This is a genomic window from Nocardiopsis sp. EMB25 (genome assembly GCF_026797795.1).
GTDB lineage: Bacteria > Actinomycetota > Actinomycetes > Streptosporangiales > Streptosporangiaceae > Nocardiopsis > Nocardiopsis lucentensis.
Map to the genome: position 1 here is coordinate 3,997,068 of NZ_JAMTDN010000001.1, position 24,622 is coordinate 4,021,689.

General features: G+C 72.2%; 22 protein-coding genes. 6 read left to right on the forward strand and 16 right to left on the reverse strand.

The window, feature by feature from the left end; translation table 11 throughout:
• Positions 1 to 32 precede the first annotated feature (32 nt).
• From KIK06_RS17270 to moeZ, 4 genes are all read right to left on the reverse strand, one after another.
• A complete protein-coding gene (locus KIK06_RS17270; RefSeq protein ID WP_268646044.1) occupies positions 33 to 3,236 on the reverse strand; it encodes an ATP-dependent helicase in 3,204 nt (1,067 codons plus the stop codon).
• Positions 3,237 to 3,352: 116 nt separating this feature from the next.
• Entirely contained in the window at positions 3,353 to 3,682 is a 330-nt protein-coding gene (locus KIK06_RS17275) for an MGMT family protein (RefSeq protein WP_026127288.1), read from the reverse strand.
• Between the two features lie 94 nt (positions 3,683 to 3,776).
• Entirely contained in the window at positions 3,777 to 4,190 is a 414-nt protein-coding gene (locus tag KIK06_RS17280; RefSeq protein WP_268644063.1) for an SPW repeat protein, read from the reverse strand.
• A 163-nt stretch (positions 4,191 to 4,353) separates the two neighbouring features.
• Positions 4,354 to 5,514, reverse strand: coding sequence for an adenylyltransferase/sulfurtransferase MoeZ (gene moeZ / locus KIK06_RS17285; protein ID WP_017596912.1), 1,161 nt, complete (start codon positions 5,512 to 5,514; stop codon positions 4,354 to 4,356).
• 281 nt (positions 5,515 to 5,795) lie between these two features.
• Here moeZ and KIK06_RS17290 point away from each other — a divergent pair, with 281 nt between their 5' ends.
• From KIK06_RS17290 to KIK06_RS17300, 3 genes are all read left to right on the forward strand, one after another.
• Complete coding sequence (locus tag KIK06_RS17290) at positions 5,796 to 6,023, forward strand: hypothetical protein (RefSeq protein ID WP_268644066.1); 228 nt, start codon at positions 5,796 to 5,798, stop codon at positions 6,021 to 6,023.
• A 155-nt stretch (positions 6,024 to 6,178) separates the two neighbouring features.
• Entirely contained in the window at positions 6,179 to 6,823 is a 645-nt protein-coding gene (locus KIK06_RS17295; protein ID WP_026127289.1) for a TetR/AcrR family transcriptional regulator, read from the forward strand.
• Positions 6,824 to 7,148: 325 nt separating this feature from the next.
• Entirely contained in the window at positions 7,149 to 7,934 is a 786-nt protein-coding gene (locus tag KIK06_RS17300) for a mechanosensitive ion channel family protein (RefSeq protein ID WP_268644069.1), read from the forward strand.
• A 120-nt stretch (positions 7,935 to 8,054) separates the two neighbouring features.
• Here the strand turns inward: KIK06_RS17300 and KIK06_RS17305 are convergent, their stop codons facing one another.
• From KIK06_RS17305 to KIK06_RS17315, 3 genes are all read right to left on the reverse strand, one after another.
• Positions 8,055 to 8,297: a hypothetical protein gene (locus KIK06_RS17305; RefSeq protein ID WP_017596916.1), complete on the reverse strand. Its 243-nt coding sequence runs from the start codon at positions 8,295 to 8,297 to the stop codon at positions 8,055 to 8,057.
• Between the two features lie 262 nt (positions 8,298 to 8,559).
• Complete coding sequence (locus KIK06_RS17310; protein ID WP_017596917.1) at positions 8,560 to 8,871, reverse strand: DUF6401 family natural product biosynthesis protein; 312 nt, start codon at positions 8,869 to 8,871, stop codon at positions 8,560 to 8,562.
• 173 nt (positions 8,872 to 9,044) lie between these two features.
• Complete coding sequence (locus KIK06_RS17315) at positions 9,045 to 9,728, reverse strand: ferritin-like fold-containing protein (protein WP_268644072.1); 684 nt, start codon at positions 9,726 to 9,728, stop codon at positions 9,045 to 9,047.
• 588 nt (positions 9,729 to 10,316) lie between these two features.
• On the opposite strand from KIK06_RS17315, the gene KIK06_RS17320 reads away from it, so the two are divergent.
• Positions 10,317 to 11,858, forward strand: a complete 1,542-nt coding sequence (locus KIK06_RS17320; RefSeq protein WP_268646045.1) for a DEAD/DEAH box helicase — start codon at positions 10,317 to 10,319, stop codon at positions 11,856 to 11,858.
• Between the two features lie 205 nt (positions 11,859 to 12,063).
• Positions 12,064 to 12,972 (forward strand): alpha/beta fold hydrolase, encoded by a 909-nt coding sequence (locus KIK06_RS17325; protein WP_268644074.1) that lies wholly within the window; start codon positions 12,064 to 12,066, stop codon positions 12,970 to 12,972.
• A gap of 269 nt (positions 12,973 to 13,241) precedes the next feature.
• Here KIK06_RS17325 and KIK06_RS17330 read toward each other — a convergent pair whose 3' ends face one another.
• The 8 genes from KIK06_RS17330 to KIK06_RS17365 form a co-directional block, all read right to left on the reverse strand.
• The gene (locus KIK06_RS17330) at positions 13,242 to 14,207 is read right to left on the reverse strand and encodes an MBL fold metallo-hydrolase (protein WP_268644076.1); all 966 of its coding nucleotides are present in this window, start codon (positions 14,205 to 14,207) and stop codon (positions 13,242 to 13,244) included.
• A 282-nt stretch (positions 14,208 to 14,489) separates the two neighbouring features.
• A complete protein-coding gene (locus tag KIK06_RS17335; RefSeq protein WP_268644079.1) occupies positions 14,490 to 15,365 on the reverse strand; it encodes a PHP domain-containing protein in 876 nt (291 codons plus the stop codon).
• 65 nt (positions 15,366 to 15,430) lie between these two features.
• Positions 15,431 to 16,087, reverse strand: a complete 657-nt coding sequence (locus KIK06_RS17340; protein WP_268644081.1) for a DUF6758 family protein — start codon at positions 16,085 to 16,087, stop codon at positions 15,431 to 15,433.
• A gap of 86 nt (positions 16,088 to 16,173) precedes the next feature.
• Complete coding sequence (typA, locus tag KIK06_RS17345; protein WP_017596925.1) at positions 16,174 to 18,066, reverse strand: translational GTPase TypA; 1,893 nt, start codon at positions 18,064 to 18,066, stop codon at positions 16,174 to 16,176.
• Between the two features lie 109 nt (positions 18,067 to 18,175).
• Positions 18,176 to 18,595: a (deoxy)nucleoside triphosphate pyrophosphohydrolase gene (locus tag KIK06_RS17350; RefSeq protein ID WP_327084648.1), complete on the reverse strand. Its 420-nt coding sequence runs from the start codon at positions 18,593 to 18,595 to the stop codon at positions 18,176 to 18,178.
• A 97-nt stretch (positions 18,596 to 18,692) separates the two neighbouring features.
• On the reverse strand, positions 18,693 to 20,906 hold the full coding sequence (recD2, locus tag KIK06_RS17355; RefSeq protein ID WP_268644083.1) for an SF1B family DNA helicase RecD2: 2,214 nt from the start codon (positions 20,904 to 20,906) through the stop codon (positions 18,693 to 18,695).
• Positions 20,907 to 20,931: 25 nt separating this feature from the next.
• Positions 20,932 to 21,336, reverse strand: coding sequence for an MmcQ/YjbR family DNA-binding protein (locus tag KIK06_RS17360; protein WP_017596928.1), 405 nt, complete (start codon positions 21,334 to 21,336; stop codon positions 20,932 to 20,934).
• A gap of 84 nt (positions 21,337 to 21,420) precedes the next feature.
• Positions 21,421 to 22,638 carry a hypothetical protein gene (locus KIK06_RS17365; protein ID WP_268644085.1) on the reverse strand — a complete coding sequence of 406 codons (1,218 nt, stop codon included), beginning with the start codon at positions 22,636 to 22,638 and terminating at the stop codon, positions 21,421 to 21,423.
• A 193-nt stretch (positions 22,639 to 22,831) separates the two neighbouring features.
• Here KIK06_RS17365 and KIK06_RS17370 point away from each other — a divergent pair, with 193 nt between their 5' ends.
• Positions 22,832 to 23,953, forward strand: coding sequence for a serine/threonine-protein kinase (locus tag KIK06_RS17370; protein WP_268644087.1), 1,122 nt, complete (start codon positions 22,832 to 22,834; stop codon positions 23,951 to 23,953).
• Here KIK06_RS17370 and KIK06_RS17375 read toward each other — a convergent pair.
• A complete protein-coding gene (locus KIK06_RS17375; RefSeq protein WP_268644089.1) occupies positions 23,938 to 24,504 on the reverse strand; it encodes a hypothetical protein in 567 nt (188 codons plus the stop codon). The genes KIK06_RS17370 and KIK06_RS17375 overlap by 16 nt on opposite strands.
• Positions 24,505 to 24,622 lie beyond the last annotated feature (118 nt).

The following is a 24,622-nucleotide window of genomic DNA, read 5'->3' on the forward strand; positions in this document are numbered from 1 at the left end:
GACGGCGTCCTCAACGTGGCGGGGGTGGGGGTTCACACATGTCGGCCTTCGTCCTGCACGGGGCAGCAGGCGCGCACGGCGCACGCGTTGCAGCCCTTGTTGCGGGTGGCGGCGAAACGGGCGCCGCCCATCCCGGCGGCGACCTCGCGCACCAGCGTCCCGGCCCACTCGGGGTCGGGGTCCTCGCCGAGCGGGGGCTGGGGTTGCTCGCGCGCCTTGCGGGCGAGGGCGGCGCCGCCGACCTGGACGAGGGCGGCGCCACCGGGTTCGGCGAGGCCGAGCTTGGCGAAGGCGCCCCTGAGCACGGCCATCTGGTAGACGCCGAGCTGGGGGTGGCGGGCCAGGTCGTCGGCCTTGGTGCCCCCGGTCTTGATGTCGACGACGACCGCGCGTCCCTGGGCGTCGCGCTCGAGGCGGTCGACGCGACCGGTGATCTCGATGCCGCCGACGTCCACGCGGAACCCCTCCTCGGTGACGACCAGCTCCCGGTCGTTGGCGGCGTCCCAGTCCAGGAGCTTGCCGACCATCTCGTCGGCGCGCTCGCGCTGTTTGTCGGCCTGCCAGGGACCGCCGAAGTCCAGGTCGGACCAGATCTCGTCCATGCGCTTGTGGATCTCGTCCGGCGAGCTGCCGCGGGCGACCAGGACGGCGACGGCGTGCACGACCGTGCCGAGGGCGGAGGCGGAGTCGCCGGAGGAGGCCCCGGCGGCGCGTTCGAGCAGCCACCGCAGCTGGCAGTTGGTGAAACTCTCCACCTGGGACGGGGAGACGCGGATGGTGTCCTCCTCCCCCGCCAGCGGCCGGTCGTCGGTGAAGGGGGTGAGCGCGTACCACTCGGACGGGTCGGCGCCGCGCACGCCCTCCTCGGCCAGGCGGGCCAGGTGGGCGGCGGCGGCCTCGCGCAGCGGGTCGGGCGCGGAGGGGTCGGTGACCACCGAGCGCAGGTCGGCGACGAGCGCGGGCAGGGAGAGCCAGCGGCGGCCGGTGCTGACCGGCTCGGGGTCGCCCACGCCCATCTCCGTGAGGAAGCGCGAGGGGCGCTCGTCGCTCTCCTCACCGCCCACGGCCGTGACGACCAGCGTGTGCCGGGCGCGGGTGAGCGCGACGTAGAACAGGCGGCGCTCCTCGTCCAGGAGCTTGGAGGCCAGGGCGGCGCCGGAGGTGTCGGCGGAGTGGACGTCGGCGTCGACGAGCTCCTCGACGCCCAGGAGCGAGCCGCGCAGCCGCAGGTCGGGCCAATCGCCCTCCTGTGCCCCGGCCACCACGACCAGCCCCCACTCCAGACCCTTGGAGCGGTGGGCGGTGAGGATGCGCACCGCCTCGCCCTCGGGCGCGCGCTCGGCGAGGCTGTCGCCGGGGATCTCCTGGGCGGCGAGGTCCTCCAGGAAACCGGCGGGGGCGCCGGGGGGCAGGCGGTCGCAGTAGCGGGCGGCGCTCTCGAAGAGGGCGACGACGGCGTCCAGGTCGCGGTCGGCGGAGGCTCCCCTGCGGCCGCCCGCCTGACTGGCGCGCAGGAGGCGGTCGGCGAGGCCGCTGTCGCGCCACAGCCGCCACAGGACCTGTTCGGCGTCGGCGCCCTGGGCGGTCAGGGTCCGGACGGTGGACAGTGCCTCGGCGATACGGAGGGCGGGCGCGGCGACCTCCGGGGCGACCAGGGCGAGCTCGCGGGGGTCGCGCAGCGCGTCCACGAGCAGGCGCGCGGCGGGTCGGTAGCCGTCGGGGTGGACACCGTCGGCGGCCTCCCCCGTGGTGCTTTCGGCGGCCTCCCCAGCGGTCCCGCCGGTGCCCTCGGTCCGGGCCGCGGCGACCCGGTCCAGGTCGAGTCGGCGCAGGGCCCGCACGAGCCGCCGCAGCCGGACGGTGTCGGCCTCGCCGAACGGTCCGGTGAGCAGGTCGCGGGCGCTGTCGTCGTCGAGGCGGTCGGGCTCCAGGCCGTAGCGGATGAGCGCGAGCAGGGGGCGCACGATCGGCTCGGCGGCCACTGGAAGGTCGTCGGCCCCCACGACCACGGGGACCGACGCGGCGGTCAGGGCGCGGCGCAGGACCGGCAGCTGTCGGGTGGAGGAGCGCACGAGGACGGCCATGTCCGACCACGGGACGCCGTCGACCAGGTGCGCCCGTCGCAGGGTGTCGGCGATGACCGCCGCCTCCTGGGCGGCGCTGTCGGCCAGGAGGACCTGGACCCGCCCGTCCGGGACGCGTTCGCCCGGGGTCAGGTCGCGGTGCTCGTTGACGTGCCCGCCCGCCGACGCGACGGCGGGCAGGCGCCGGGTCAGCCCCCGGGACGCGGCCAGCAGCGCGGACCCGCTCCGGCGGCAGACACGCAGCGCGACGACGGGCGCCTCGGAGCGGTCGGCGGCCCGGAAGCGGCGGGGGAACTCCAGGATGTTGTCGACCTCGGCACCGCGGAAGGCGTAGATGGACTGGTCGGGGTCGCCGACGGCGACGAGGTCGCGGCCGTCCCCGGCCAGGGCGCGGAGCAGCTCCTCCTGGGCGGGGTCGGTGTCCTGGTACTCGTCGACGAACACGACCTCGCGAGCGGCGCGCTCGCGCTCTTGCACCTCGGGGTCGGCGAGCATGTTGGCGGCGACGCGAACGAGCTCGGCGTAGTTGAGCGTGGGGACGGGGGCGATGTCGAAGCGGCCGGTGTAGCGGTCGAGGAACCCGGCCGCGGCCTCCCAGTCGTCCCTGCCGCGCTCACGGCCGAGCCGGTCGAGTTCGGCCGGGCCCAGACCGCGCTCCTGGGCGCGCATGAGGAAGTCGCGCAGCTCCTCGGCGAAACCGCGCGTCTCCAGGGCGGGGCGCAGCCGCTCGGGCCAGTGGGCGGCGCCGTCGAGGGCCTCACCGGTGAGGAGTTCGCGCACCTCCATGAGCTGTTCCGGACCGGAGAGCAGGCGCGGCGGCAGGTCGCCCATCCGCTGGAACTCCCGCCGGATGAGGGAGTAGGCGTAGCTGTGGAAGGTGAGCGCGAGGGGTTCGCGGGTGGTGCGGCGCAGCCGGGCGGTGATCCGTTCGCGCAGTTCCTGGGCGGCCTTGCGGCTGAACGTGAGCACGAGCACGCGCGAGGGGTCCACACCCCGGTTGTCGATGCGGTCCACGACGGCCTCGACGATGGTGGTGGTCTTCCCGGTCCCGGGTCCGGCCAATACCAGGAGGGGGCCGCCCGCGTGCTCGACCACGCGCCGCTGGTTCTCGTCCAGCACCGGCGGCGGCTGCGCCCGGTTGGCGCGCCGCACGAGTCGGTATCGGGCATGGTCCACGACCAACAGTTCACCAGAGGTCGGGGACCTTCTCGGCCAGAACGGACACATCCGTCCGCGCCGCGGGGGTCAGCCCCGCCGGGTCCCGGGGCTCAGTTCCGCCCGTCCCACCGGGCCCGGCGCATGTCGACGCGGTCGGCGCCGGGACGCATGGGGGTGGCCTCCGCCGCGTAGTGGGACAGAGCACGCACCTCGTGGCCCGAGGGCGGGCGGCCGTCGGAGCGCACGACGCGCCACCAGGGGACGGCGCCGCCCCACGTGGACATCACGGAGCCGACCTGGCGGGGGCCGCCGCGACCGACGTACTCGGCGATGTCGCCGTAGGACATCACCGTGCCGGGCGGGATGGACTCGACCACGGAGAGGACCTCCTCCGCGTAGTCGTCCGGTCCGGCGTGGGGGTCGTCGAAGTCGTCCAGCACACCGGAGAGCCTACTGCGGACGGGTCGCACGGCGTGCCCCGGCACGACCGGCTCCCGTGGGGCGGCACGGGAGCCGTTCGGCACGGCACCTGCCTCAGGGGGAGCTCACGCGGCCGGACGGCCTCCCGCCGAACTCGTTGCGGTGGATGGTCCAGGCGAGCTCGGGGTCGCGCTTGCGGGTCCGCCCGGCCATCACCAGCCCGTAGAGGCCCAGCAGCATGATCGCCGGCCCGATCAGCCACGCGCTCCACGCGGCGGCGGTCTGCTCGGTGAACCCCAGGATCCACGGCAGGGCGAAGGTCAGCAGGCCGATGGCCATCAGGGCGATCTCCCCGGACACCGCCGCGGGGCGGTTCAGGGAGATGACCGCCGCCATGATCACGACCAGCCCGAGCACGAACATCAGTCCGCCGCCCCAGCCGTACATCCCGTGCCACATCCAGCTCACTCCGAGGGCCAGACCGGCGGCGATGGCCGCCCAGTCCGCCCAGCGTCCCTTCTCTCGCATGACGCCACCTCCCAGCGGCGGGCCGCTCCGACGACGTGGGCGGCCCCTGTGGGACTTGTACCCACTCACGAGCGGCGGCGACAGGAGGGCCCGAGGCCGTGGACGACGACGGGGGACGGAGCGGGCCGGCCCGCTCCGTCCCCCGTCGGTGGGACCCCGCCGGTCAGTAGACGGGCAGGCTCGGGTCGACCTGGTTGACCCAGGCCAGCACCCCGCCGCCGACGTGCACGGCGTCGTTGAACCCGGCGGACTTGACCGCGGCCAGCGCCTCGGCCGAGCGCGCGCCCGACTTGCAGTGCAGGACGATCCGCTTGTCCTGCGGCAGCCGCTCGAAGGCCTTCCCGTTGAGGAACTCACCCTTGGGGATGAGGACCGCGCCCGGGATGTTGACGATCTCGTACTCGTTCTGCTCGCGGACGTCGACCAGGAAGATGTCCTCGTCCTTGTCCAGGAGGTCCTTGAGCTCGCCCGCGGTGATCGTGGAGCCGGCGGCGGCCTCGGTGGCCTCCTCGGACACCGCGCCGCAGAAGGCCTCGTAGTCGATGAGCTCGGTGACCGGCTCGGTGTCGGGGTCCTTGCGGACCTTCACCTCGCGCCAGGTCATCTCCAGGGCGTCGAAGATGAGCAGGCGGCCGACGAGCGGGTCACCGATGCCGGTGATGAGCTTGATGGCCTCGTTCACCATGACGGACCCGATGGACGCGCACAGCACGCCCAGCACGCCGCCCTCGGCGCAGGAGGGGACCATCCCGGGCGGCGGAGGCTCGGGGTACAGGTCGCGGTACTGCGGCCCGTGCTCGTTCCAGAACACGCTGACCTGGCCGTCGAACCGGTAGATCGAGCCCCACACGTAAGGCTTGTCCAGCAGCACGCAGGCGTCGTTGACCAGGTAGCGGGTGGCGAAGTTGTCCGTGCCGTCCAGGATCAGGTCGTAGCCGGCGAAGATGTCCAACGCGTTGTCCGACTCCAGGCGCTCCTGGTGGAGGATGACCTCGACGTTGGGGTTCACCTCCTTGATGCTGTCCCGCGCGGACTCGGCCTTGGGACGGTCGACGTCGCTCTGGCCGTGGATGATCTGGCGCTGGAGGTTGGACTCGTCGACGACGTCGAAGTCGATGATGCCGAGCGTGCCCACACCCGCGGCGGCGAGGTAGAGCAGCGCGGGGGAACCCAGACCGCCGGCGCCGACGACCAGGACCTTCGCGTTCTTCAGGCGCTTCTGCCCGTCCATACCCACGTCGGGGATGATCAGGTGACGCGAGTAGCGGCGCACCTCGTCCACGGTCAGCTCGTCAGCTGGTTCCACCAGCGGCGGCAGCGACACGGTGACTCCTCAGGTCTGTTCAGGTGGCTCCGCGCCGCCCGGACCGAAGGGCGTCGGCCGAGGGGGCGGGGCGCGAAGCGTGCTTGCACTTATACCCAACCTAACGGGTGGGGTTTCCCATTCCCACCCCGGGGAGGCGTGGGACACACCCCTGCCCGCATGCCTCAACGTACCTTCTCCGCCCCCGCTGCCTGCGGGTTCGTGCCGCCCGGTTCCCCTACCGGCGGCCTTGGGGCGGGTAGTGTCGTCTGTACGCGCAGCGACGACGCCGGGAGGCTCCCGTGACAGCACAGAATCGAGCCGGGAAGAGGCGCCTTGAGGCCGACGCGGACCCGTCGGACTCCGTCCCCGAGGCGGACGCGGCGGAGCAGAGCGCGCGGACCGCCGAAGAGGAAAGCGACCAGTGGCTGGAGAACCCCGCTGGTCGGAGTCTGGAGCAGGCCAACGAGGCGGACGTGGTCGAGCAGTTGCGCGAGTTGGGCGCCGACGACGAGGAAGAGCACCGGTGACCCGGGCCCGCCGCTGACCGCCCACACCGAACCTACGCCGGAGTAAGATGAGGGAAAAGCTGTGGAGCGTGACACCATGTCGCGCCGGGCAGTACTAGCCACGCAGATGTTCGAGGTGGCGTGCATCTGCCATGCCGATTTCGGAGGGTGTGGGTGTGACAGCTCCTTCAGACGCCCGCGCCCGGGGTACCCGCTTGCCCCGGGTCAGGCGCCGACGCCAACTCCTGGCCGCGGCACAAGAGGTCTTCGTCGCCCGCGGGTACCACGCCGCGGCCATGGACGAGATCGCTGACCGCGCCGGAGTCAGCAAGCCCGTCCTGTACCAGCACTTCCCAGGCAAGCTGGAGCTCTACCTCGCCCTGCTGGAGGAGCACTCCGAGGCGCTGGTCGAGAAGCAGCGCGAGGCGCTGGAGAGCACGGACGACAACCGCCAGCGCGTGATCGCGAGCTTTCGCGCCTACTTCGACTTCGTCGCCGGCGACGGTGAGGCGTTCCGCCTGGTCTTCGAATCCGACCTGCGCAACCTGCCCGCCGTGCGCGAGAAGAGCGAGCAGACCTTCCAGCGCTGCGCCGAGCTGATCGAAGGGGTGATCCGTCAGGACACCAGCATCTCCGACGAGGAGGCCCGCCTGCTGAGCATCGGCCTGGTCGGCATGGCCGAGACCAGCGCCCGCTACTGGCTCAACAACTACGGCGAGGTGCCCAAGGAGGCCGCCGAGCAGCTCGTCGCCCGCCTCGCCTGGCGCGGCATCAGCGGTTGGGACCTGCAGCGCCAGCCCGAGGAGCGGGACGAGCGATAACCCCGCCCGACCGACGGTCTCCGGCCGCGGTCCCCCCGACCCGGACCCCTGGGCCCCGGGAGCGCCGAGCACGCTCCCGGGGCCTTTTCGTGTCCGCGTCCACCATGAATGACCGAATTTCCAGACGACACCCCGGAAATTATTCCATTTTCCCGTAAAAGAATGTCCAAGAAAGAGCAACCCACCCCCGACAAGGCGGGCAAAAGGTTCAATCACCAAAGGTCGGGTATCGCGGACATGAGAACTACAGCACTTTTTGTGCGCCGTACCCGTCCGGGTGGACTCCGTGCCCCGGCGGACAAAGCGATTCGGGGGTGAAGGCGTTATGGACATTGGTCAGGGCGTGACCGCGGCCTGGGAGATGGTGGCGACCTTCGTGCCGTTGCTGGTCGGTTTCCTCGTGATCCTGGTGATCGGTTGGTTCGTCGCCTGGGTCCTGGGCAAGCTCGTCGCGAAGGGGTTGCACTCGATCGGCCTCGACCGCGCGCTGCACCGCGGCGGGGTGGGCGAGTACTTCGAGCGCAGCCGCTGGGGCGCCAGTGAACTGTGCGGGAAGATCGTCTACTACGTCGGTCTGCTGTTCGTGCTCACGCTCGCGTTCAACGTCTTCGGGCCGAACCCGGTCAGCCAGCTGCTCAGCGAGGTCATCGCCTGGATTCCGCGCGGCATCGTGGCGCTGGTGATCCTCGTGGTGGCCGGCATCCTGGCCAAGGCCGCCCGCGACCTCATCAGCGGGGCGCTCGGCGGCCTGTCCTACGGACGGGTCCTGGCCAACGTGGCGGCCATCGCCATCATGGCGCTCGGTGTGATCGCGGCGCTGAACCAGATGGGCGTGGCCATGAGCGTCACCATGCCCGTCCTGATCGCCGTGCTCGCCACGATCGGCGGCATCCTCGTCGTCGGTGTCGGCGGCGGCCTCATCAAGCCGATGCAGTCCCGGTGGGCGCGCTGGCTGGACGTGGTCGAACGCGAGACGGGCCAGATGGGCCCGGGCGCCACCTACGAGGCCGGACGTGAAGCGGCGATGCGCCGCCCCGCGGAGCGGGAGAAGGAGACCACGGAGGCCAGGACGGCCCCCGGACAGCGCGGCGGGGGCGAGTCCGCCCCGTAGTCGCGCACGAGACCTGCGGCCGCGCTCGTCGGCCGGAGGAAAGGGATGCAGGTAGGGGGCGGGGCCGACGGGCCCCGCCCTCGCGTCGTGCCCGGGCGCCGCTACACCGGCGCGTGGACGTCAGAGCAGCTCGGAGTCGCGAAGCTCCATGCGCGACAGGTGCTCGATCCTCCGGAACGCGAGGACGCCCGAGGCGACGATCGGGATGAACGCCAACCAGAAGACCACGCTGCCGGGCCCGGAGAAGACCATCGAGACCAGCGCGACGACGATGATCAGTGCGAACAGCGCGAAGTCGAGGCGCTCCTGTTGGATCAGGACGCCGACCGGTGGACGCGCCGCCCCATGCCGACCGCTCCTCATGCGCATTCCTTTCTCGCGGCTCTGCGGGCCGCTCCGCCAGTCGCGGTCCCGGCCACTGCGTACCGGCACCACGTGTCCCACGTTGCATTCCGCAGGGCCCTGGATCAGCCTCGGCGACGGGGCCGGTCATCGGCCTCCCGCTCGTCACCGGCTACCTTCACAGCGTACGCCGAGCTCCGGGTTTTCGCTGGGGAACGGGTGGGCCCGGCCACAGCGAGCATCCTCGCGTCAGGCATCACGACCGCCCGCGGATGCCACCAACCTAGCGGACGAAGCCCCGTTCCTTCGCCAGGCGGCAGATCGCGAGAATGCGGAGGGTCTCCCAGTCGTACTCGACCGCCTCGGAGTCCCAGCCCTGTTCGAGGCACCCGTCGATGAAGCCGTGCAGGTACGTTCCGAGGCTGCGCGCCGTGAGCCTGCCTCCCGACGAGGTGATCGCGTCGCACACCTCCGCGGCGTGCTGGTCCAGCTCAGCGCCCATACCAGGATCGATCGGGGAGCCGAGGGGACCGAGCTTGTGGAAGTCACGGGTGAGTCCGGCCAGCGGGTGGCGCACGGAGGTCCCACGGGGCATGGAAGTACCTACTCGCGTGGTCAGGAGACGGGGAACGTCATCGACTATACGTGCATTGACCAAGGAATCGTCATGAAAGTGTTGGGCGGGAACCCCCTCCGACCACGAACGACGCGGTGGCGGAGGCTGTGGCGGCCGGCCTCCCGGGGCACGGGATCCGGGGACCGGCGGGGCTAGTCGGCCAACCCCATCGCCCGCAGACGCCCGGAGTGCCCCTCGGTCAGTGAGGCGAACATCCTACTCACGGCGGCCAGGTCACCGACGCCCGAGGACGACTCCGCCCCGCGGTCGCCCCCGGCCAGCAGCTTGGCCAGCTCGGGACGCTGCACGGCCACGGCCTGGGCCTGGCTCAGGGCCTCGCCGACCAGGCGCCGCGCCCACAGGGACAGACGGCCCGACAGCTTGGGGTCCTCCTCCAGGGCGCCGCGCACCGTCTCGGCGACGAACTCGGCGCGGCCGGTCTCGGCGAGCACGCCCTCGACCAGGACGCGCGTCTCGTCGTCGGCGAGCCCGGCGACCCTGGCGTAGAAGTCACCGGCGATACCGTCGCCGACGTAGGTCTTGACCAGGCTCTCCAGCCAGCTCTGCGGCTCGGTGCGCTCCTGCCAGGCGTCCAGCGGCGCGACGAAGGGCGCCATGGCCTCCTCGGGGTCGGCCCCGAGCTCCTCCAACCGGTCCCGGAGCGCCTGGTAGTGAGCCTGCTCCGTGGCGGCGAGGGCGGCCAGCTGGCCCTTCGCCCGCAGGGTCGGCGCGAGTCCGGCGTCGTCGGCGAGCCGGAAGAACGAGCCGAGCTCGGCGTAGGCGAGCAGCCCGAGGAGATCGATCACGCCGGGGTCGGCGGAAGGGCCTTGCGTCATGCCCGTCAGGGTAGCGCCCGGTGCGCCCGGCTCCGAACCGGGGCGCGCCCCGTCGGCTCCGCGACGGGTTCCAGGGACTAAACGAGGGGCGGACACGGTTGCATCGGCTGGGAACGGGTAGGTCCTCGGCCGTCCACAGCTCGGTGAACTGCTATGTCCACCAGCTGAGTCACCAGCTAGACTCTGCGTGATGACCGGCGTGTGCAGGCGACCAGACCGGCCCCCGCCCGATCGGGGACGGTCACCCGGCCACCACGGTGCGGCGATCGGTGCCGGTCTGGAACACAGCGGCCCTCGAAGCGCCCCTCACACGCGGGGACGGACCCCTCGTACACGACAGAACTGCGGATGGAGCCGGTCCGCGGACGGGTACACCCCGGCCCGCACGGATCCAGGCGGCAGCGCCACCGCGCCCCTCACCGGAAGGTGGAGCAGCGGTGAGCCGCGCCCTCCGCGGCGGCCACAAGCCGCCCGCGACCGCACCCCGCCGCGGCCACGCCAACGTTGCGGCCCGCCAAGATGGAGGCTTGAGCCCTGAGCAGCACACAACAGACCACACAGAACCGAACGACCTTCCGCGACCTGGGCCTGACCGCCGAGATCGCCGACGCCCTGGAGGCGGAGGGGATCATCGAGCCCTTCCTCATCCAGGAACTGGCCCTCCCGATCGCCCTCGCCGGCAGCGACATCATCGGCCAGGCCCGCACCGGTACCGGCAAGACCCTCGCCTTCGGCCTCCCGCTGCTCCAGCGGGCCCAGGAGTCCCCGGGCTCGGCCAAGCGCCCCCGCGCCCTCGTCGTGGTCCCCACCCGTGAGCTGGCCATCCAGGTCGCCGCGGACCTGACCACCGCCAGCAAGCGCAACGGTCTGCGCGTCCTCACCGTCTACGGCGGCCGTTCCTACGAGCCGCAGATCAACGGCCTCAAGGAGGGCGCGGACGTCGTCGTCGGCACCCCCGGCCGCCTACTGGACCTGGAGAACCAGAAGCACCTGCGGCTGGACCAGGTCGCCGCCGTGGTCCTGGACGAGGCCGACAAGATGCTCGACCTCGGGTTCCTCCCCGACATCGAGCGGATCCTCACCAAGACCCCGGCCGAGCGCCAGACCATGCTGTTCTCGGCCACCATGCCGAGCGAGATCGTCGCGCTGTCGCGGAAGTACCTGCGCCAGCCCACCCACGTGCGGGCCAGCGACGACGACGAGATCGACGGCTCCTCCATCACCGGGCGGATCGCCCAGCACGCGTTCCGCACGCACCAGATGGACAAGATCGAGATGCTGGCCCGCCTGATCCAGGCCGAGGACCACGGCCAGAGCATGGTCTTCTGCCAGACCAAGCGCACCTGCGACCGTGTCGCCAGTGACCTGAAGGCACGCGGTTTCGCCGCCGCGGCCGTCCACGGCGACCTGGGCCAGAGCCAGCGCGAGCGCGCTCTGCGGGCCTTCCGCAACGGCAAGATCAACATCCTGGTCGCCACCGACGTGGCCGCCCGGGGTCTGGACGTCGACGACGTCACCCACGTCGTCAACTACGAGACGCCCGAGGACGAGAAGACCTACACGCACCGGATCGGCCGCACCGGCCGGGCCGGGCGCAGCGGCACCGCCGTCACCTTCGTGGACTGGCAGGAGATGCCCCGCTGGAAGCTGATCAACGCCGCCCTGGACCTGTCGTTCCCGGACCCGGAGGAGACCTACTCCACCTCGGAGCACTTCTTCACCGCCCTGAGGATCCCCGCGGGCACCAAGGGCAAGCTCGCGGCGGACAAGCGCACCCACGCGGGTCTGGAGGCCGAGGAGGTCGAGGACATCGGCGACACCGGCGGCCCGCGCACCGAGCGCGGCGGACGCCGTGACCGCGACCGCGGCGAGAGCGGCCGCGGCGAGAGCGGCCGTGGCGAGAGCGGCCGTGGCGAGAGCCGGAGCCGGGGCCGGCAGCGGTCGCGCCGCCGTACCCGTGGCGGCAAGGCCGTGGCCGCCGCCGAGGGCGCGAGCAGCGAGAAGGCGCCCAGCACGCCCGCCCGCTCCGGCAGCCAGTCCTCCGGCGAGGAGGGCACCAAGCGGGTCCGCCGCCGTCGCCGTACGCGCGGTGGCGCCAGCGCCGCCCGCCGGGACCCGGAGAACACCTGATCGCGCTCCCGTCGCCGACCGCACCGCCGGGCCGTGGTGGTACCGCCGCCCGCCCCGGCCGATCGCGGGCGGCCCTCCCCTGAGGGGGAGCCGGAGGCGACGGGGCCGGGCACCGTGACCGCTGACCGTCCGCCCATCTGGCGGACGGGCGGTCGGAGATGATCCGGGGCCGGTGTCCGCCGAAGATGCCCTAAGGTTGCCCGACGTGAGTACACCGACCTTCCTCGACCCGCCGCCCGGTGTGCGGCGGGCGGACCTGCACCTGTCCCACGGCCCGGTGGCGGCCCTGCGCGCGCTGCCGACGTCCGGCGGCGCCGAACTGGCGCCCGCCGTCCTGGTGCACGGCTTCACCGGCAGCAAGGAGGACTTCATCGCCCTCCTCCAGAGCCTGGCGCAGGCCGGTCGGGAGGTGGTCGCGATCGACCTGCCCGGCACCTATGAATCGCCTGGACCGGAGACCCTCACCGCCCCTCCCGGCGTCCAGCTCCCCGACTACCGCCTCTCCTCCCTGGGCGGCGTGGTCGCAGAGGTCGTCGACGAGGTGGGAAACGGCTCGCCGGTCCACCTGGTCGGACACTCGTTCGGCGGCCTGGTGGTCCGGGAGACCGCCCTGTCCGAGCGTGTGGCTCTGGCCTCGCTCACCCTCATGTGCAGCGGCCCCGGCGCGTTGGAGGGTGACCGCGCGACCGGTGCGCGCAACCTGATCGCCGCGCTGTCCATGGACCCCTCGACCGCACGGCTTCAGGAACTGTGGGACGAACAGTTCGACAGCGAGGCGCGCCAGCGCACAGCCGACCCGGGCATCCAGGACTTCCTCCGCAGGCGGCTGGTGTCGAGCAGCGCCATGGGGCTCATGCGCACCGCTGAGGACCTGCTGGGCACGGCGGACCGGGTCGACGAGCTCGCCGCCCTGGACCTGCCCACGCTGGTGCTGTACGGCGAGAACGACGACACCTGGTCGACCGACGAGCAGGCCGAGATGGCCCAGCGGCTCGACGCCCAGCGCCTGGTGGTGCCCGGTGCCGGTCACTCCCCCAACGTGGAGGCCCCGGAGACGACGTCGAGCGCGCTGACGTCCTTCTGGAACCAGACCGAGTCCGTGGGCCGGCGCTAGGACGTGCGCGGAGGACACCTACCCCGCCGCGCGACACCGCTGAGCCGGCGAAGCGGCGCACGGTAGGGGAGCTCCCTCTTCGGGCTTGCGGCAGTCGCGCTGAAGCCCCCGCCCTCCGCCGCCCTCGACGGACGCCCGCCGCGCGAGGGCTTCCTCGGCACGGGCGGCATCCACGGAACACGCCCCGGTCCGTGGATGCCTCGGGCCCGCGCTCCGCTCCGGCCCGGTCCGCCGCGCCACCGGAACGGCGCGGCGGACGGTCGTCCAGGTCAGACCCAGTCGTCGAAGTTCTTGCTCTCCGCGCCGGAGGTGGTGGCCGGCCCGCGGTCGGGCAGGATGCGGGTGGCCGGCGGCAGCGACAGCAGGGCCTCGCCGATGGAGGCGAGCTGCGTCGTGTAGTCGATGTAGGTGTCGCCGACCATGCCGGGCTCGCCCTTGCGCAGGGTGTCACCGCTGAAGACCACGCCGAGCTGGCTGATGTAGTAGCCGACGGTGCCGGGCGAGGTGCCGGGCAGCGCCAGGACGTCGATGTGCAGATCGCCGATGTCGAAGGCGCCCTGCCCCTCGACCTCGACCTCGGGACGGTGCTCGGCCCCGTGGTGGCGGCGCCAGGCGCGCATCTCGCGGGGGTGCAGGGCGATGTCGGCCTCGCTCTCCTCCGCGACGCGCAGCGCGCCCTCGATGTGCGGGGTGTAGCCGTTCGTGCAGGCCACGAGGTAGATCTCGCGGTCGCCGACGGCCTTGAGGATCGCCTCGGGGTCGTGGCCGGGATCGATGACGACGACCCCCTCGTCGTCGGCCTCGACGATCCAGGTGTTGCTGACGATCTCGTAGGTCTGACCGTCGAACTCGAAACTGCCCGAGGTCCGCACCCGTGTGATGCCCTCGCCGTCGGGGCCGGTCACGCCCGGCTCCTCCGCGTCGTCGGCGAACACGTCGGCGGGGCCCTCGCCCTCGGCGTCCTTGGCCTCGGACTTCCCGCCCTCGGCGCTCTCGGCGTCGTCGGTGTCCTCATCGGAGGCGTCCCCGTCGGCGCCGGTCTCCTCGGCGCCGGTCTCCTCGGCGCCGGTCTCCTCGGCGCCGGTCTCCTCGACACCGTCCGTGGTCTCTTCCGTGTCCTCGGACTCGGCCCCCGCGGCCTCCTCCTCGGAGTCCTTCGCGGCCTCCCGCTCCTCCACAGCGGAGTCGGTGGCCTCCTGGCCGTCCTTCTTCTTCGGCTTCCGCTTCCAGAACACGGCGTCAGACCTTTCGAATCGTCCAGGTTCAGGTAGTTCGCTGCGACCATTGTCGCGCTCTCTGGCAGTGGTCCGTACCGTATCGAACGCGCGATCCTGTTTTCCGGAGCAGGCGCCCAGGGGGTTTCGTTCGGGCGCCGGCAGGGTGCTGCAAGACGAGTCGAGCCGCGAGCGAGGAACGAGCGACAGGCGAGGACGAGGATGAAGCACCCCTGCCTCTTCAGGCGCCCGAACACGGGCCGAAGCGCAGCGGAGGCCCAGAACAGGCACCGGGCACGCGGGTCAACCTCGGATGAGCGAAACGCCCGTCGCGGGCGCCACGAGTTCCTCGAAGGCCTCGGGCGCGGTGGTGCGGCAGCCCAGGCGGTGCCCGGTCAGGCTCCCGTGGTCGTCGCTGGAGCCGGTGACCACCACGCCCAGGTCGGCGGCCACACCCCGCCACTCCTTGGTCTGGGCCCGGTTGTGCGAGGGGTGATCGGCCTCGATACCGCCCAGCCCCGCGGCCACCATGCGTTCGACCAGGTCGATCGGCACCGCCCCGTTGAGCGCGCCCTCGGCGCGCGCCGGGTGGGCGAGGGAGCAGACGCCGCCCGCCTCGCGTACCAGCTCCACGGCGCGTACGGGGTCGAGGGCGTACCGAGCCGCGTAGGCGGGGCCGCCCGAGCCGATCCACCGGTCGAAGGCGTCCTGGACGTCCCGGGCCGCGCCCGCCTCCACGATCGCGCGCGCAAGGTGCGGGCGGCCGATCGTGTTGGCGTCGGCGTACTCGTCCCGTCCGGCCCCGGCGATGGTCAGGACCCGCTCCCAGGACACGTCGACGCCGAGCCCGCGCAGCTTGGCCACCATCTCCTCCGCCCGCGAGGCCCGGTCGGAGCGGACCCGGCGCAGCTCGGCTGCCAGTCCGGGGGCGTCGGGGTCGAACAGGTAGGAGACGAGGTGCACGCTGGACCCGGCGTGGGCGCAGGACAGCTCCATCCCGGGGACGAGGGTGAGACCCGGGGGCACGTGCTCGGCCGCCTCCGCGATCCCGCCGACGGTGTCGTGGTCGGTCAGGGCGAGGACGTCGAGCCCGGCGGCCACCGCTTCCCGGAGGACCTCGGCTGGTGTGTCGGTCCCGTCGGAGACGGAGCTGTGCGAGTGCAGGTCGATTCGGGTCACTGCCCGATTGTACGTAAGTCCCGTTCAGCGTGCCCGGGGTGCTCCCACGCACCGCCGGGGCCGGGTCATTCCAGCGGTGCGAGCCCTCCGGTGAGGAAGGGGCTGAGGGCCCCGAACGGCGGCTCGAAAGCGACGCCGCCGTCCTTGATGTCGCGCAGGTCCCGCAGTGCGTTGATCTCGCACATGAGGATCGCGGTATCCGGTGAGGCGAACACGAACCACAACCAGTGGGCGAGCGCCTCACCCGTGTAGACCGCGCGGTCGCGGCCCACGTCGAGGTTCCACAGGGCGATCTCGTGACCGTCGAAGCGCACCTTGGCGTCGGCGGCCGAGGAGTCGAACCCGTCGCCCGGGTCGGGCCCCTCCAGACCGGCCAGCCGGGCCCCGAGCCCCACCCCGGGGTCCTCGGCGACGATGACGGCCTCGCCGATCCCACCGAGTGGGTTGGGTCCGGACAGGGCGACGGCGGCGGCCACCACGCCGCTGCGGTCGTCACCGGCCTCGGCGAACCCGGTCACCACCCACCCGGTGGGCAGCGGCCACGGGACCCAGACCGGAACGTGGGCCTGGGGAAGCAGGGCGTCGAGACTGCTCACCCCGGGGGCTCTGACCCCCTGGAGGGGCGCCACCGGGCCGTGGACGTCACACTGCCACGCGCTGGTCCACAACCCCGGAGGATGGACCGCGCGCCCGCATCGAGGACACGAGGGCTCCGACTTCATCGCTCTAAGCGGTTTACCCCTCTGACCTGGCCGGAAACGCGTCGGGGGCGGTCGGCGTCCACCGACCGCCCCCGACCCGCGAACCCCTACTGGGACTGGCGCTTCTTGTGCGCGGCCATGCGGGCGCGCTCCTTCTGGTCGAGGACCACCTTGCGGATGCGCACGTGCTCGGGGGTGACCTCCACGCACTCGTCCTCGCGGCAGAACTCCAGGGCCTGCTCCAGGGACAGCTGGCGCGGCGGCACCAGGCGCACGAGCTCGTCGCCGGTGGCCGAGCGCATGTTGGTGAGCTTCTTCTCCTTGGTGATGTTCACGTCCATGTCGTCGGCGCGGGAGTTCTCGCCGACGATCATGCCCTCGTACACCTCGGTGGTCGGCTCGACGAACAGCGTGCCGCGCTCCTGGAGGTTGAACATCGCGAACGCGACGGCGACACCGGCCCGGTCGGCGACCAGGGAACCGTTGGGCCGTGTGCGCAGGTCGCCGAACCACGGCTCGAACTTCTCGAAGACGTGGTGGGCGATGCCGGTGCCGCGGGTCTCGGTGAGGAACTCGGTGCGGAACCCGATGAGGCCGCGGGAGGGAACCAGCCAGTCCATGCGCACCCAGCCGGTGCCGTGGTTGACCATGTTCTCCATGCGGCCCTTGCGGACGCTGAGCAGCTGGGTGATGGCGCCCATGAACTCCTCGGGGGCGTCCACGGTGAGGCGCTCGACCGGCTCGTGCGTCTTGCCGTCGATCACGCGGGTGACCACCTGCGGCTTGCCGACGGTCAGCTCGTAGCCCTCACGGCGCATCTGCTCGACCAGGATGGCCAGGGCCAGCTCACCGCGGCCCTGCACCTCCCAGGCGTCGGGGCGCTCGGTGGGCAGCACGCGCAGCGACACGTTACCGATCAGCTCGCGGTCCAGCCGGTCCTTGACCAGGCGGGCGGTGACCTTGGCGCCCTTGACCCTGCCGACCAGCGGCGAGGTGTTGGTGCCGATGGTCATGGAGATGGCGGGCTCGTCCACCGTGATCAGCGGCAGCGGCCGCGGGTCCTCGGGGTCGGCGAGGGTCTCGCCGATCATGATGTCGGGGATGCCCGCGATGGCGGCGATGTCGCCGGGCCCGGCCTTCTCGGCGGGCCGGCGCTCCAGTCCGTCGGTCATGAGCAGCTCGGTGATCTTGACCTGCTGGGTGGTGCCGTCGCCGCGGATCCACGCGACCTGCTGGCCCTTGCGCAGTTCGCCCTGCTGGACGCGGCACAGCGCCAGGCGGCCCAGGAACGGGGAGGCGTCCAGGTTGGTGACGTGGGCCTGGAGGGGCGCGCCGGGGGTGTACTCGGGCGCCGGAATGGTCTCCAGGATGGTGGTGAACAGCGGAACGAGGTTGTCGTTGTCGGGCACCTGCCCGTTCTCCGGGCGCTCCAGGGAGGCCTTGCCGTCGCGGGCGCAGGTGTAGATGATCGGGAACTCGATCTGCGACTCGTCCGCGTCCAGGTCCATGAACAGCTCGTAGGTGTCGTCCACGACCTCGGCGATCCGGCTGTCGGGCCGGTCGACCTTGTTGATGACGAGGATGACGGGGAGCTTGGCGGCCAGGGCCTTGCGGAGCACGAAGCGGGTCTGCGGGAGCGGGCCCTCGCTGGCGTCCACGAGCAGGACGACGCCGTCGACCATCGACAGGCCGCGCTCGACCTCGCCGCCGAAGTCGGCGTGGCCGGGGGTGTCGATGATGTTGATGACCACGTCCTCGCCCTCGGGCGTGGTGTAGTGGACGGCCGTGTTCTTCGCGAGAATGGTGATGCCCTTCTCGCGTTCCAGGTCGTTGGAGTCCATCACGCGGTCGTCGACGTCCTGGTTCTCACGGAACACACCGGACTGCCAGAGCATGGCGTCGACGAGCGTCGTCTTGCCGTGGTCCACGTGGGCGACGATGGCGACGTTTCGGATGTCGCCGCGGCGTGCGGAGCCCTCGACGGGCATGGCGCTGGACATGGGAAAGTCTCGATCTCCTGATACTGGGTAGAGACCGCAGAGTGCCACGGCCCGTCGCCAGTTTATGCGGTAAGAGGTGTCTGGTTGGGAAACGTGCAGGTCAACCTGGTCACGATGGGTTGACCAGCAAGGGTGCGAGCGGGCCCAGGAAGGGGACGTCCGCGGGCAGCCAGTCGACGGCGCGCAGGTCGGCGGCGGAGAGCCAGCACAGGGACAGGTGTTCCAGCGGTTCGGGCTCGCCGTCGACCAGCTCCGCCCGCCACAACCGCAGCACGGCGTCACGCGTACGGGAGCCGGACGGGGCCGGGAACGGGGCGTCGGATCCGATCGGGTGCAGGGGTCGGACGGTGACGCCGAGTTCCTCCCGGCACTCGCGGGTGAGCGCGTCGGTGGGCGACTCCCCGTCGTCGACCTTGCCGCCGGGGAACTCCCACCGGCCGCGCAGGGCCGCGGGTTCGGCTCGTTGGGCGGCCAGGACGCGGCCGTCACGGATGATGGCGGCGCCGACGACGATCAGGGTCTCTCGCACGGTCAACCAGCGTAGTGGCCCGCCCGTCGCCCACCACCACCCAGGGTTCGCTTCGCGAAGGGGGACACCCTTAACCGACGGCCTCCGGCCGCGGCACCTACCAGTTCCCCAGCCGGTGGGCCAGGGCGGTGTACCGGTGGCCGGAGGAGGCGTTGCGGACGGCCTGGGCGAGGGCGCGGCGGGAGCCCACCAGGACCACGAGCTTCTTCGCCCTCGTGATGGCGGTGTAGAGCAGGTTGCGCTGGAGCATCATCCACGCGCTGGTGGTGACCGGTATCACCACGCAGGGGTACTCGCTGCCCTGCGAGCGGTGGACGGTGACGGCGTAGGCGTGCGCCAGCTCGTCGAGTTCGGCGAAGTCGTAGGCGACCTCCTCGTCCTCATCGGTGCGCACCGCCACCTCCTGGGCGACCGCGTCGATCCCGGTGACCACGCCGAGCGTCCCGTTGAAGACCCCGTTGGCCCCCTTCTCGTAGTTGTTGCGGATCTGCGTGACCTTGTCGCCCACGCGAAAGACCCGTCCGCCGAAACGGCGTTCGGGCACCCCCTCCCCCGGCGGTGTGACGGCGGCCTGGAGGGCGGTGTTGAGCTGGGCGGATCCGGCCGGTCCGCCCTTCATCGGGGTGAGGACCTGCACGTCGCGGCGGGGGTCGAGCCCGAAGCGCCGTGGAATGCGGCGGGCGACGACATCGACGGCGCGTTCGGCGGCCTCCTCGGCGTCGTCGCAGGGGAAGAGGAAGAAGTCGGTCATTCCCTGGAACTCGGGCTGCTCACCGGTGTTGACCCGGTGCGCGTTGGTGACCACGCCCGACTGCTGGGCCTGCCGGAACACGTGGGTGAGGCGGACGCTGGGGACGGGGGAGCCGTCGTCGAGGAGGTCGCGCAGCACCTGTCCCGCTCCGACGGAGGGCAGCTGGTCGACGTCGCCGACGAAGAGGAGGTGCGCACCCGGTGGCACCGCCTTGACCAGCTTGTTCGCCAGGACCAGGTCCAGCATGGAGGCCTCGTCGACAACGAGCAGGTCGCAGTCCAGGGGGTTGTCGCGGTCGTAGGCGGCGTCACCGCCGGGGCGCAGTTCGAGGAGCCGGTGCACCGTGGAGGCGTCCACACCGGTGAGCTCGGTCAGGCGCTTGGCGGCCCGCCCGGTGGGCGCGGCCAGGATGATCTTGGCGCGCTTGGCCGCGGCGAGGGTGACGACGGAGGCCACGGTGAAGGACTTGCCGCATCCGGGGCCTCCGGTGAGCACACACACCTTCCCGGTGAGCGCGGTGCGCACGGCCTCGCGCTGGGCGTCGGCGAGGTCGACCCGGGTGCGCTCGCGCAGCCAGCCCAGGGCCACGTCCCAGTCGACGTCCGTGAAGGACGCGAGCCGGTCGCCGGGGGCCTCCAGGAGGGAGCGCAGCCCCGAGGCGAGCCCGATCTCGGCGCGGTGCATCGGCACGAGGTACACGGCGCGCACCGTCTCGTCCTGCGGTCCGGGAAGCGTCTCGCGGACCACGCCCTCGGTGGCGACCAGTTCCTGGAGGCACTCGATGACCAGGCCAGCCTCCACCCCGAGGATCTTCACGGCGGCGGAGATGAGCCGCTCCTCGGGCAGGTAGCAGTGACCGTCGCCCGTCGACTCCGAGAGGGTGAACTGGATGCCCGCCATGACCCGCTGGGGGCTGTCGTGCGGGATGCCGACCGCCTGGGCGATGGTGTCGGCGGTCTTGAACCCGATCCCCCACACATCGGACGCCAGCCGGTAGGGCTCCTTCTGGACGACGTTGATGGAGGCGTCCCCGTACTTCTTGTAGATGCGCACGGCCAGGGAGGTGGTGACCTCGACCCCCTGGAGGAAGACCATGACCTCCTTGATCGCCTTCTGCTCCTCCCAGGCGTCCGCGATGAGCCGGGTGCGTTTGGGGCCGAGCCCGGGCACCTCGACGAGCCGCTGGGGGTCGTCCTCGATGACGTCCAGGGCGTCGGTGCCGAAGTGCCCGACGATGCGTTCGGCCATCTTCGGGCCGATCCCCTTGATGAGCCCGGAGCCGAGGTAGCGGCGGATGCCCTGGACCGTGGCGGGCAGGACGGTGGTGTAGTTCTCCACCTGGAACTGGCGGCCGTACTGGGGGTGGGAGCCCCAGCGGCCCTGCATGCGCAGCGCCTCGCCGGGCTGGACGCCGGCCAGGGCGCCGACGACGGTGAGGAGGTCGTGGGCCCCGTTCCCGGTGTCGACCTTGGCGACGGTGTACCCGTTGTCCTCGTTGGCGTAGGTGATCCGTTCCAGGACGCCCTGGACGACGGCGGGCCGGAAGGTCCTGTCGGACACGAGATGAACGCTCCCTCCCGATCGGTCACACGGTGGCGGACGGCCCCTCAGGCCGGGGGGCGTCGTCGCCCAGGGCCGCGAGCACGCGGTCCCGGTCGGCCCGGCGCAGGCTCCGGGCGACCAGTACGTAGGAGTGTCTCAGCATCTCCACGATCTCGTCGTCGGGCACGGAGCCGTCCAGGAGCACGGAGTTCCAGTGCCGTTTGCTCATGTGGTAGCCCGGGGTGACGCCGGGGAACTGGTCACGCAGTTCCAGGGCCAGTTCCGGGTCGCACTTGAGGTTGACCACCGGGCCTTGGGCGCGCTCCATGAGCAGCGCGAACATCTTCTGGTCGGCGACCTTGTAGACCAACGGGCCCGGACCGAAGGGTTCGGTCTCGGACGTCTCCGGGAACCACAACGCGGCGTCGATGAACTGCTCGGGGGTCATGGTGCCTCCTCTCGTGTCGAGCGTGCCAGAAGGCACCGACGAACGGGAGTGCCGCCGAACATCGGTGGACGGCGCCGGTCGGGCTCACCGCCGCGGACCGTCCGGCGGCTCCGGGCCGTCGAGGGGGCCCGGGTGGCCGGGATACCCGAGTTCGTTGGTGAGGGAGGCGACGCGCAACGCCAGCTCCTGGGCCTGGACGAGGGTGGACAGCGCCTCGTCCTGCTGCCGGTGGTCGGACCCCGCCTCCAGGGCCAGAGCCTCCAACCGCTCGGCGGCGCGGCGGTCGTAGCGCTCCATCTCCGCGGCGCGGACCTTGTTCGCGTAGTCCTCCAGGACGCGGACGCGTTCGGCGACGCGGGCGACGTCCTGGTCGAGGACCTCCCGGGCGCGCGCGGCGGCCCGGCGGCTGTGCTCCCCCGGAGTGGGGGTGCTCGCCATGGTGCGCCGGGTCCGGGTGTGCCCGGCCAGGCTCCTGGCCAGGCCCCACTCGACGTCCGCGAGGACGACCCGGTTGCGGACCGTGTCCAGCAGCAGGCCCTGGTCGTGCAGGGAGGAGGCCAGGACGGAGTCAACGGCGGCCTGGGCGCGGCCGAGCAGCGCGCGGGCCGGGGTGTCCAGCGTGTCCGGGCTGACGTACCACTCCCTCCACTCCCGCAGCAGCCACTCCTCCGTCGCGCGTTCGGCCTGGCCCGGAAGGGGCCTTCGCGACGGCTCGTCGAAGGCCTTCGTGATGACGGTCGCGAGCGCGGCGACGCCCGCCGCGCCGAGCCCGAGGAAGACGAGCACGCCCGCGGCCACGATCCCGAGGAACGGCAGCAGGAGCAGGAACAGCCCGACGATCACCGCGCCGCCGACCGGGTAGAGCCAGTGGTCCTTGTCGGGGAGCGAGGCGTCGGAGCGCCGGTACGGGAGGGGCGGCCGTGGCTGCGGAGCGGGCCGGTCCCGGCGCAGGGCGGCCGCGTTGAGCCGGACCGCGGTCCCGTCGTCGACCTCCGGGTGGACGGTGAGCCGGGTGGGTTCGTGCCCGCCCCAGTCGTCCCCGCCGCCCCCGAAGGCCGTCCCGGGCGCGTTGGCCAGCAGGTCGCGCACTCCGGCTCCGCGTTCGGTGAGGACCCAGATCCCCAGGCGCCGGTCCCGGACCGCCAGCCGCTGGTCGGCCAGCGCTCGGACGGCCTCGCCTGGGGTGCGGCTCCGCAGCCGCGACAGCCCCGGACGGCCCTGTACGGGCACCGCCGCGCGCAGCGCGCGGGAGGTGGCGGCGGTGATCCGCACGGTGGTGCCGTCGGCGAGGGTGAACTCCATGGCGTCCTTTCCGGCGCTCGGCCCGCGCGCGGGCGTACCTCTCGCCGGATTCGACGCGCGAACCGCGTCCGGGGTTGTGACGAGATCCCGGGAGCGCCAGGGGACCCACGACCGTCGACCGCGCGCGACCCGACGCCGAAACACACGGAGGATAGGATCCCGGCACACGCGTCCCCCAGCGAACGGGAGCACGATGAAGGCGCGCGGCATCCGCAGACTCGCCCCCCTCGAACCCGGAGACCCGCGCACGGTCGGCGGACACCGGATCCGGGGCAGGGTCGGCTCCGGAGGGATGGGCACGGTCTACGCCGCCGAGTCCCCCGGGGTCCACGGTTACCTGGCGGTCAAGGTCGTCCACCCCGAGCAGGCGGCCGACTCCCGGTTCCGTACGCGCTTCGCCCACGAGGCGCGGCTCCTGGCCAGGGTGAACAGCCCGTCGGTGGCGCGGTTCGTCCGCGCCGACGTCGAGGCCGACCCGCCGTGGATGATCACCGAGTACGTCCCCGGTCCCACCCTCCGCCACCACGTGGAGCGCTTCGGCCGGTTGCGCCGGGGCATGCTGCTCGGGCTCGCGGTCGGGACGGCCGAGGCCCTCAGGGCGATCCACGACGCCGGTGTGGTGCACCGCGACCTCAAACCGAGCAACGTCGTGCTGTCGGACCGGGGCCCCAAACTGCTCGACTTCGGGATCGCCCACCCGGTGGAGGACCCCGACCCGACCAAGTGGATCAGGCTGCGCCGGATGCGCCGCGCCTACCGCGACCTACGGCTCCCGTCCCCGGAGGCTCTGGCGGACGAACGGGTCGCACGTCAGCTCGACCGGCTGGGCACCCCGGGGTGGATGAGTCCGGAGCAGTACGGCGCCCTGCCCACGACCCAGAAGGCGGACGTGTTCCTGTGGGGGGCGACGGTCGGGTTCGCCGCGGTCGGGCACGACCCGTTCGGGCGCGCGCATCCCAAGGAGATGGCGCGCCGGGTGATGTTCGAGGAGCCGGACGTGGAGCACCTGCCGCCGGGGTTGGAGCGGCTGGTGGCGGCGGCGATGGCCAAGGACCCCGACGACCGGCCCGGGGCGGCGGAGCTCCTGCGGGAGTGTCTGGCCCTGGAGAACGAGGAGGGCGGTGTGCGACCGCCCGAGGGCGCCGGGGAACCGGGGACGGGGGCGGCCGCGGTGCGGGCCCTCCTCGGACGCCGGTGGACGGAGGTCGCGGTCCGGCCTCCGCTGCCCCCGCGTGAGGGGCCGCGCCTCTTCGGACTCGGAAGGAGCGCGGAGAGGACGGCCGCCCGGGGCACCGGGCGTCAGAGCAGCCCGTAGTAGGCGCGCCCCTCCCGGGAGAACATGAACGCCACCATCGTGGCGGTGAAGCCCAGCGGCACGACGGACTGCCAGTCGCCACCGCTGATGTTCCAGACCAGGAGCGCCCCCGCCGCGACCTGGAAGACCACCACGCCCCAGAACACCCCGATCGTCCTGCGGCGGATCCGGGACGCCAACAGCGTGGACAGGAGCCCGTACACACCGGTGACCAGAGCCAGCGCGGCCATGAGCGAGCGCATCACGTCGACGGTGACCACCGCCTCGACACCCTGTTCGGCGGCCAGGTCGGCCTGTTCTCGGAGGACCTCGCCCATCGTCTCCGGTGGGATGGCCAACCCCATGAGGAACAGCGCGGACAGGGCGAGTCCGCAGGAACCGCCGACGAACATCAACGTCCGGACCACCGCGACCTTCCGGGGCGTCGGGGCGTTCGGGTGCAGGGCGTCGAGGTGCGCCCCGAAACCGAACAGCCCGCGCTGGGGCGGAACACCGCCACCCGCGCCACGCGCCCCGTCGGGGTCGTGGGGGTCCTGGCCAGAGCGATGCACAGGGGTCCTCCGAGGAGTCGATGGGCGTGTGCGTCCATGGTAGAGGTGCCGTGGCCCTCGGGGCGGTAGTGCGCGCACCCGATTCGTCCGGCGACCCGGCACCCGGTTTCGTCCCCCG

Excerpts from the sequence above, each read along its gene's own strand:
- KIK06_RS17280 (WP_268644063.1), bottom strand. The coding sequence starts at position 4,190 with ATGCGAGAGAAGGGACGCTGGGCGGACTGGGCGGCCATCGCCGCCGGT.
- KIK06_RS17300 (WP_268644069.1), top strand. The coding sequence starts at position 7,149 with ATGGACATTGGTCAGGGCGTGACCGCGGCCTGGGAGATGGTGGCGACC.
- KIK06_RS17305 (WP_017596916.1), bottom strand. The coding sequence starts at position 8,297 with ATGAGGAGCGGTCGGCATGGGGCGGCGCGTCCACCGGTCGGCGTCCTG.
- KIK06_RS17310 (WP_017596917.1), bottom strand. The coding sequence starts at position 8,871 with ATGCCCCGTGGGACCTCCGTGCGCCACCCGCTGGCCGGACTCACCCGT.
- KIK06_RS17315 (WP_268644072.1), bottom strand. The coding sequence starts at position 9,728 with ATGACGCAAGGCCCTTCCGCCGACCCCGGCGTGATCGATCTCCTCGGG.
- KIK06_RS17340 (WP_268644081.1), bottom strand. The coding sequence starts at position 16,087 with ATGAAGTCGGAGCCCTCGTGTCCTCGATGCGGGCGCGCGGTCCATCCT.
- typA (WP_017596925.1), bottom strand. The coding sequence starts at position 18,066 with ATGTCCAGCGCCATGCCCGTCGAGGGCTCCGCACGCCGCGGCGACATC.
- KIK06_RS17360 (WP_017596928.1), bottom strand. The coding sequence starts at position 21,336 with ATGACCCCCGAGCAGTTCATCGACGCCGCGTTGTGGTTCCCGGAGACG.
- KIK06_RS17365 (WP_268644085.1), bottom strand. The coding sequence starts at position 22,638 with ATGGAGTTCACCCTCGCCGACGGCACCACCGTGCGGATCACCGCCGCC.
- KIK06_RS17370 (WP_268644087.1), top strand. The coding sequence starts at position 22,832 with ATGAAGGCGCGCGGCATCCGCAGACTCGCCCCCCTCGAACCCGGAGAC.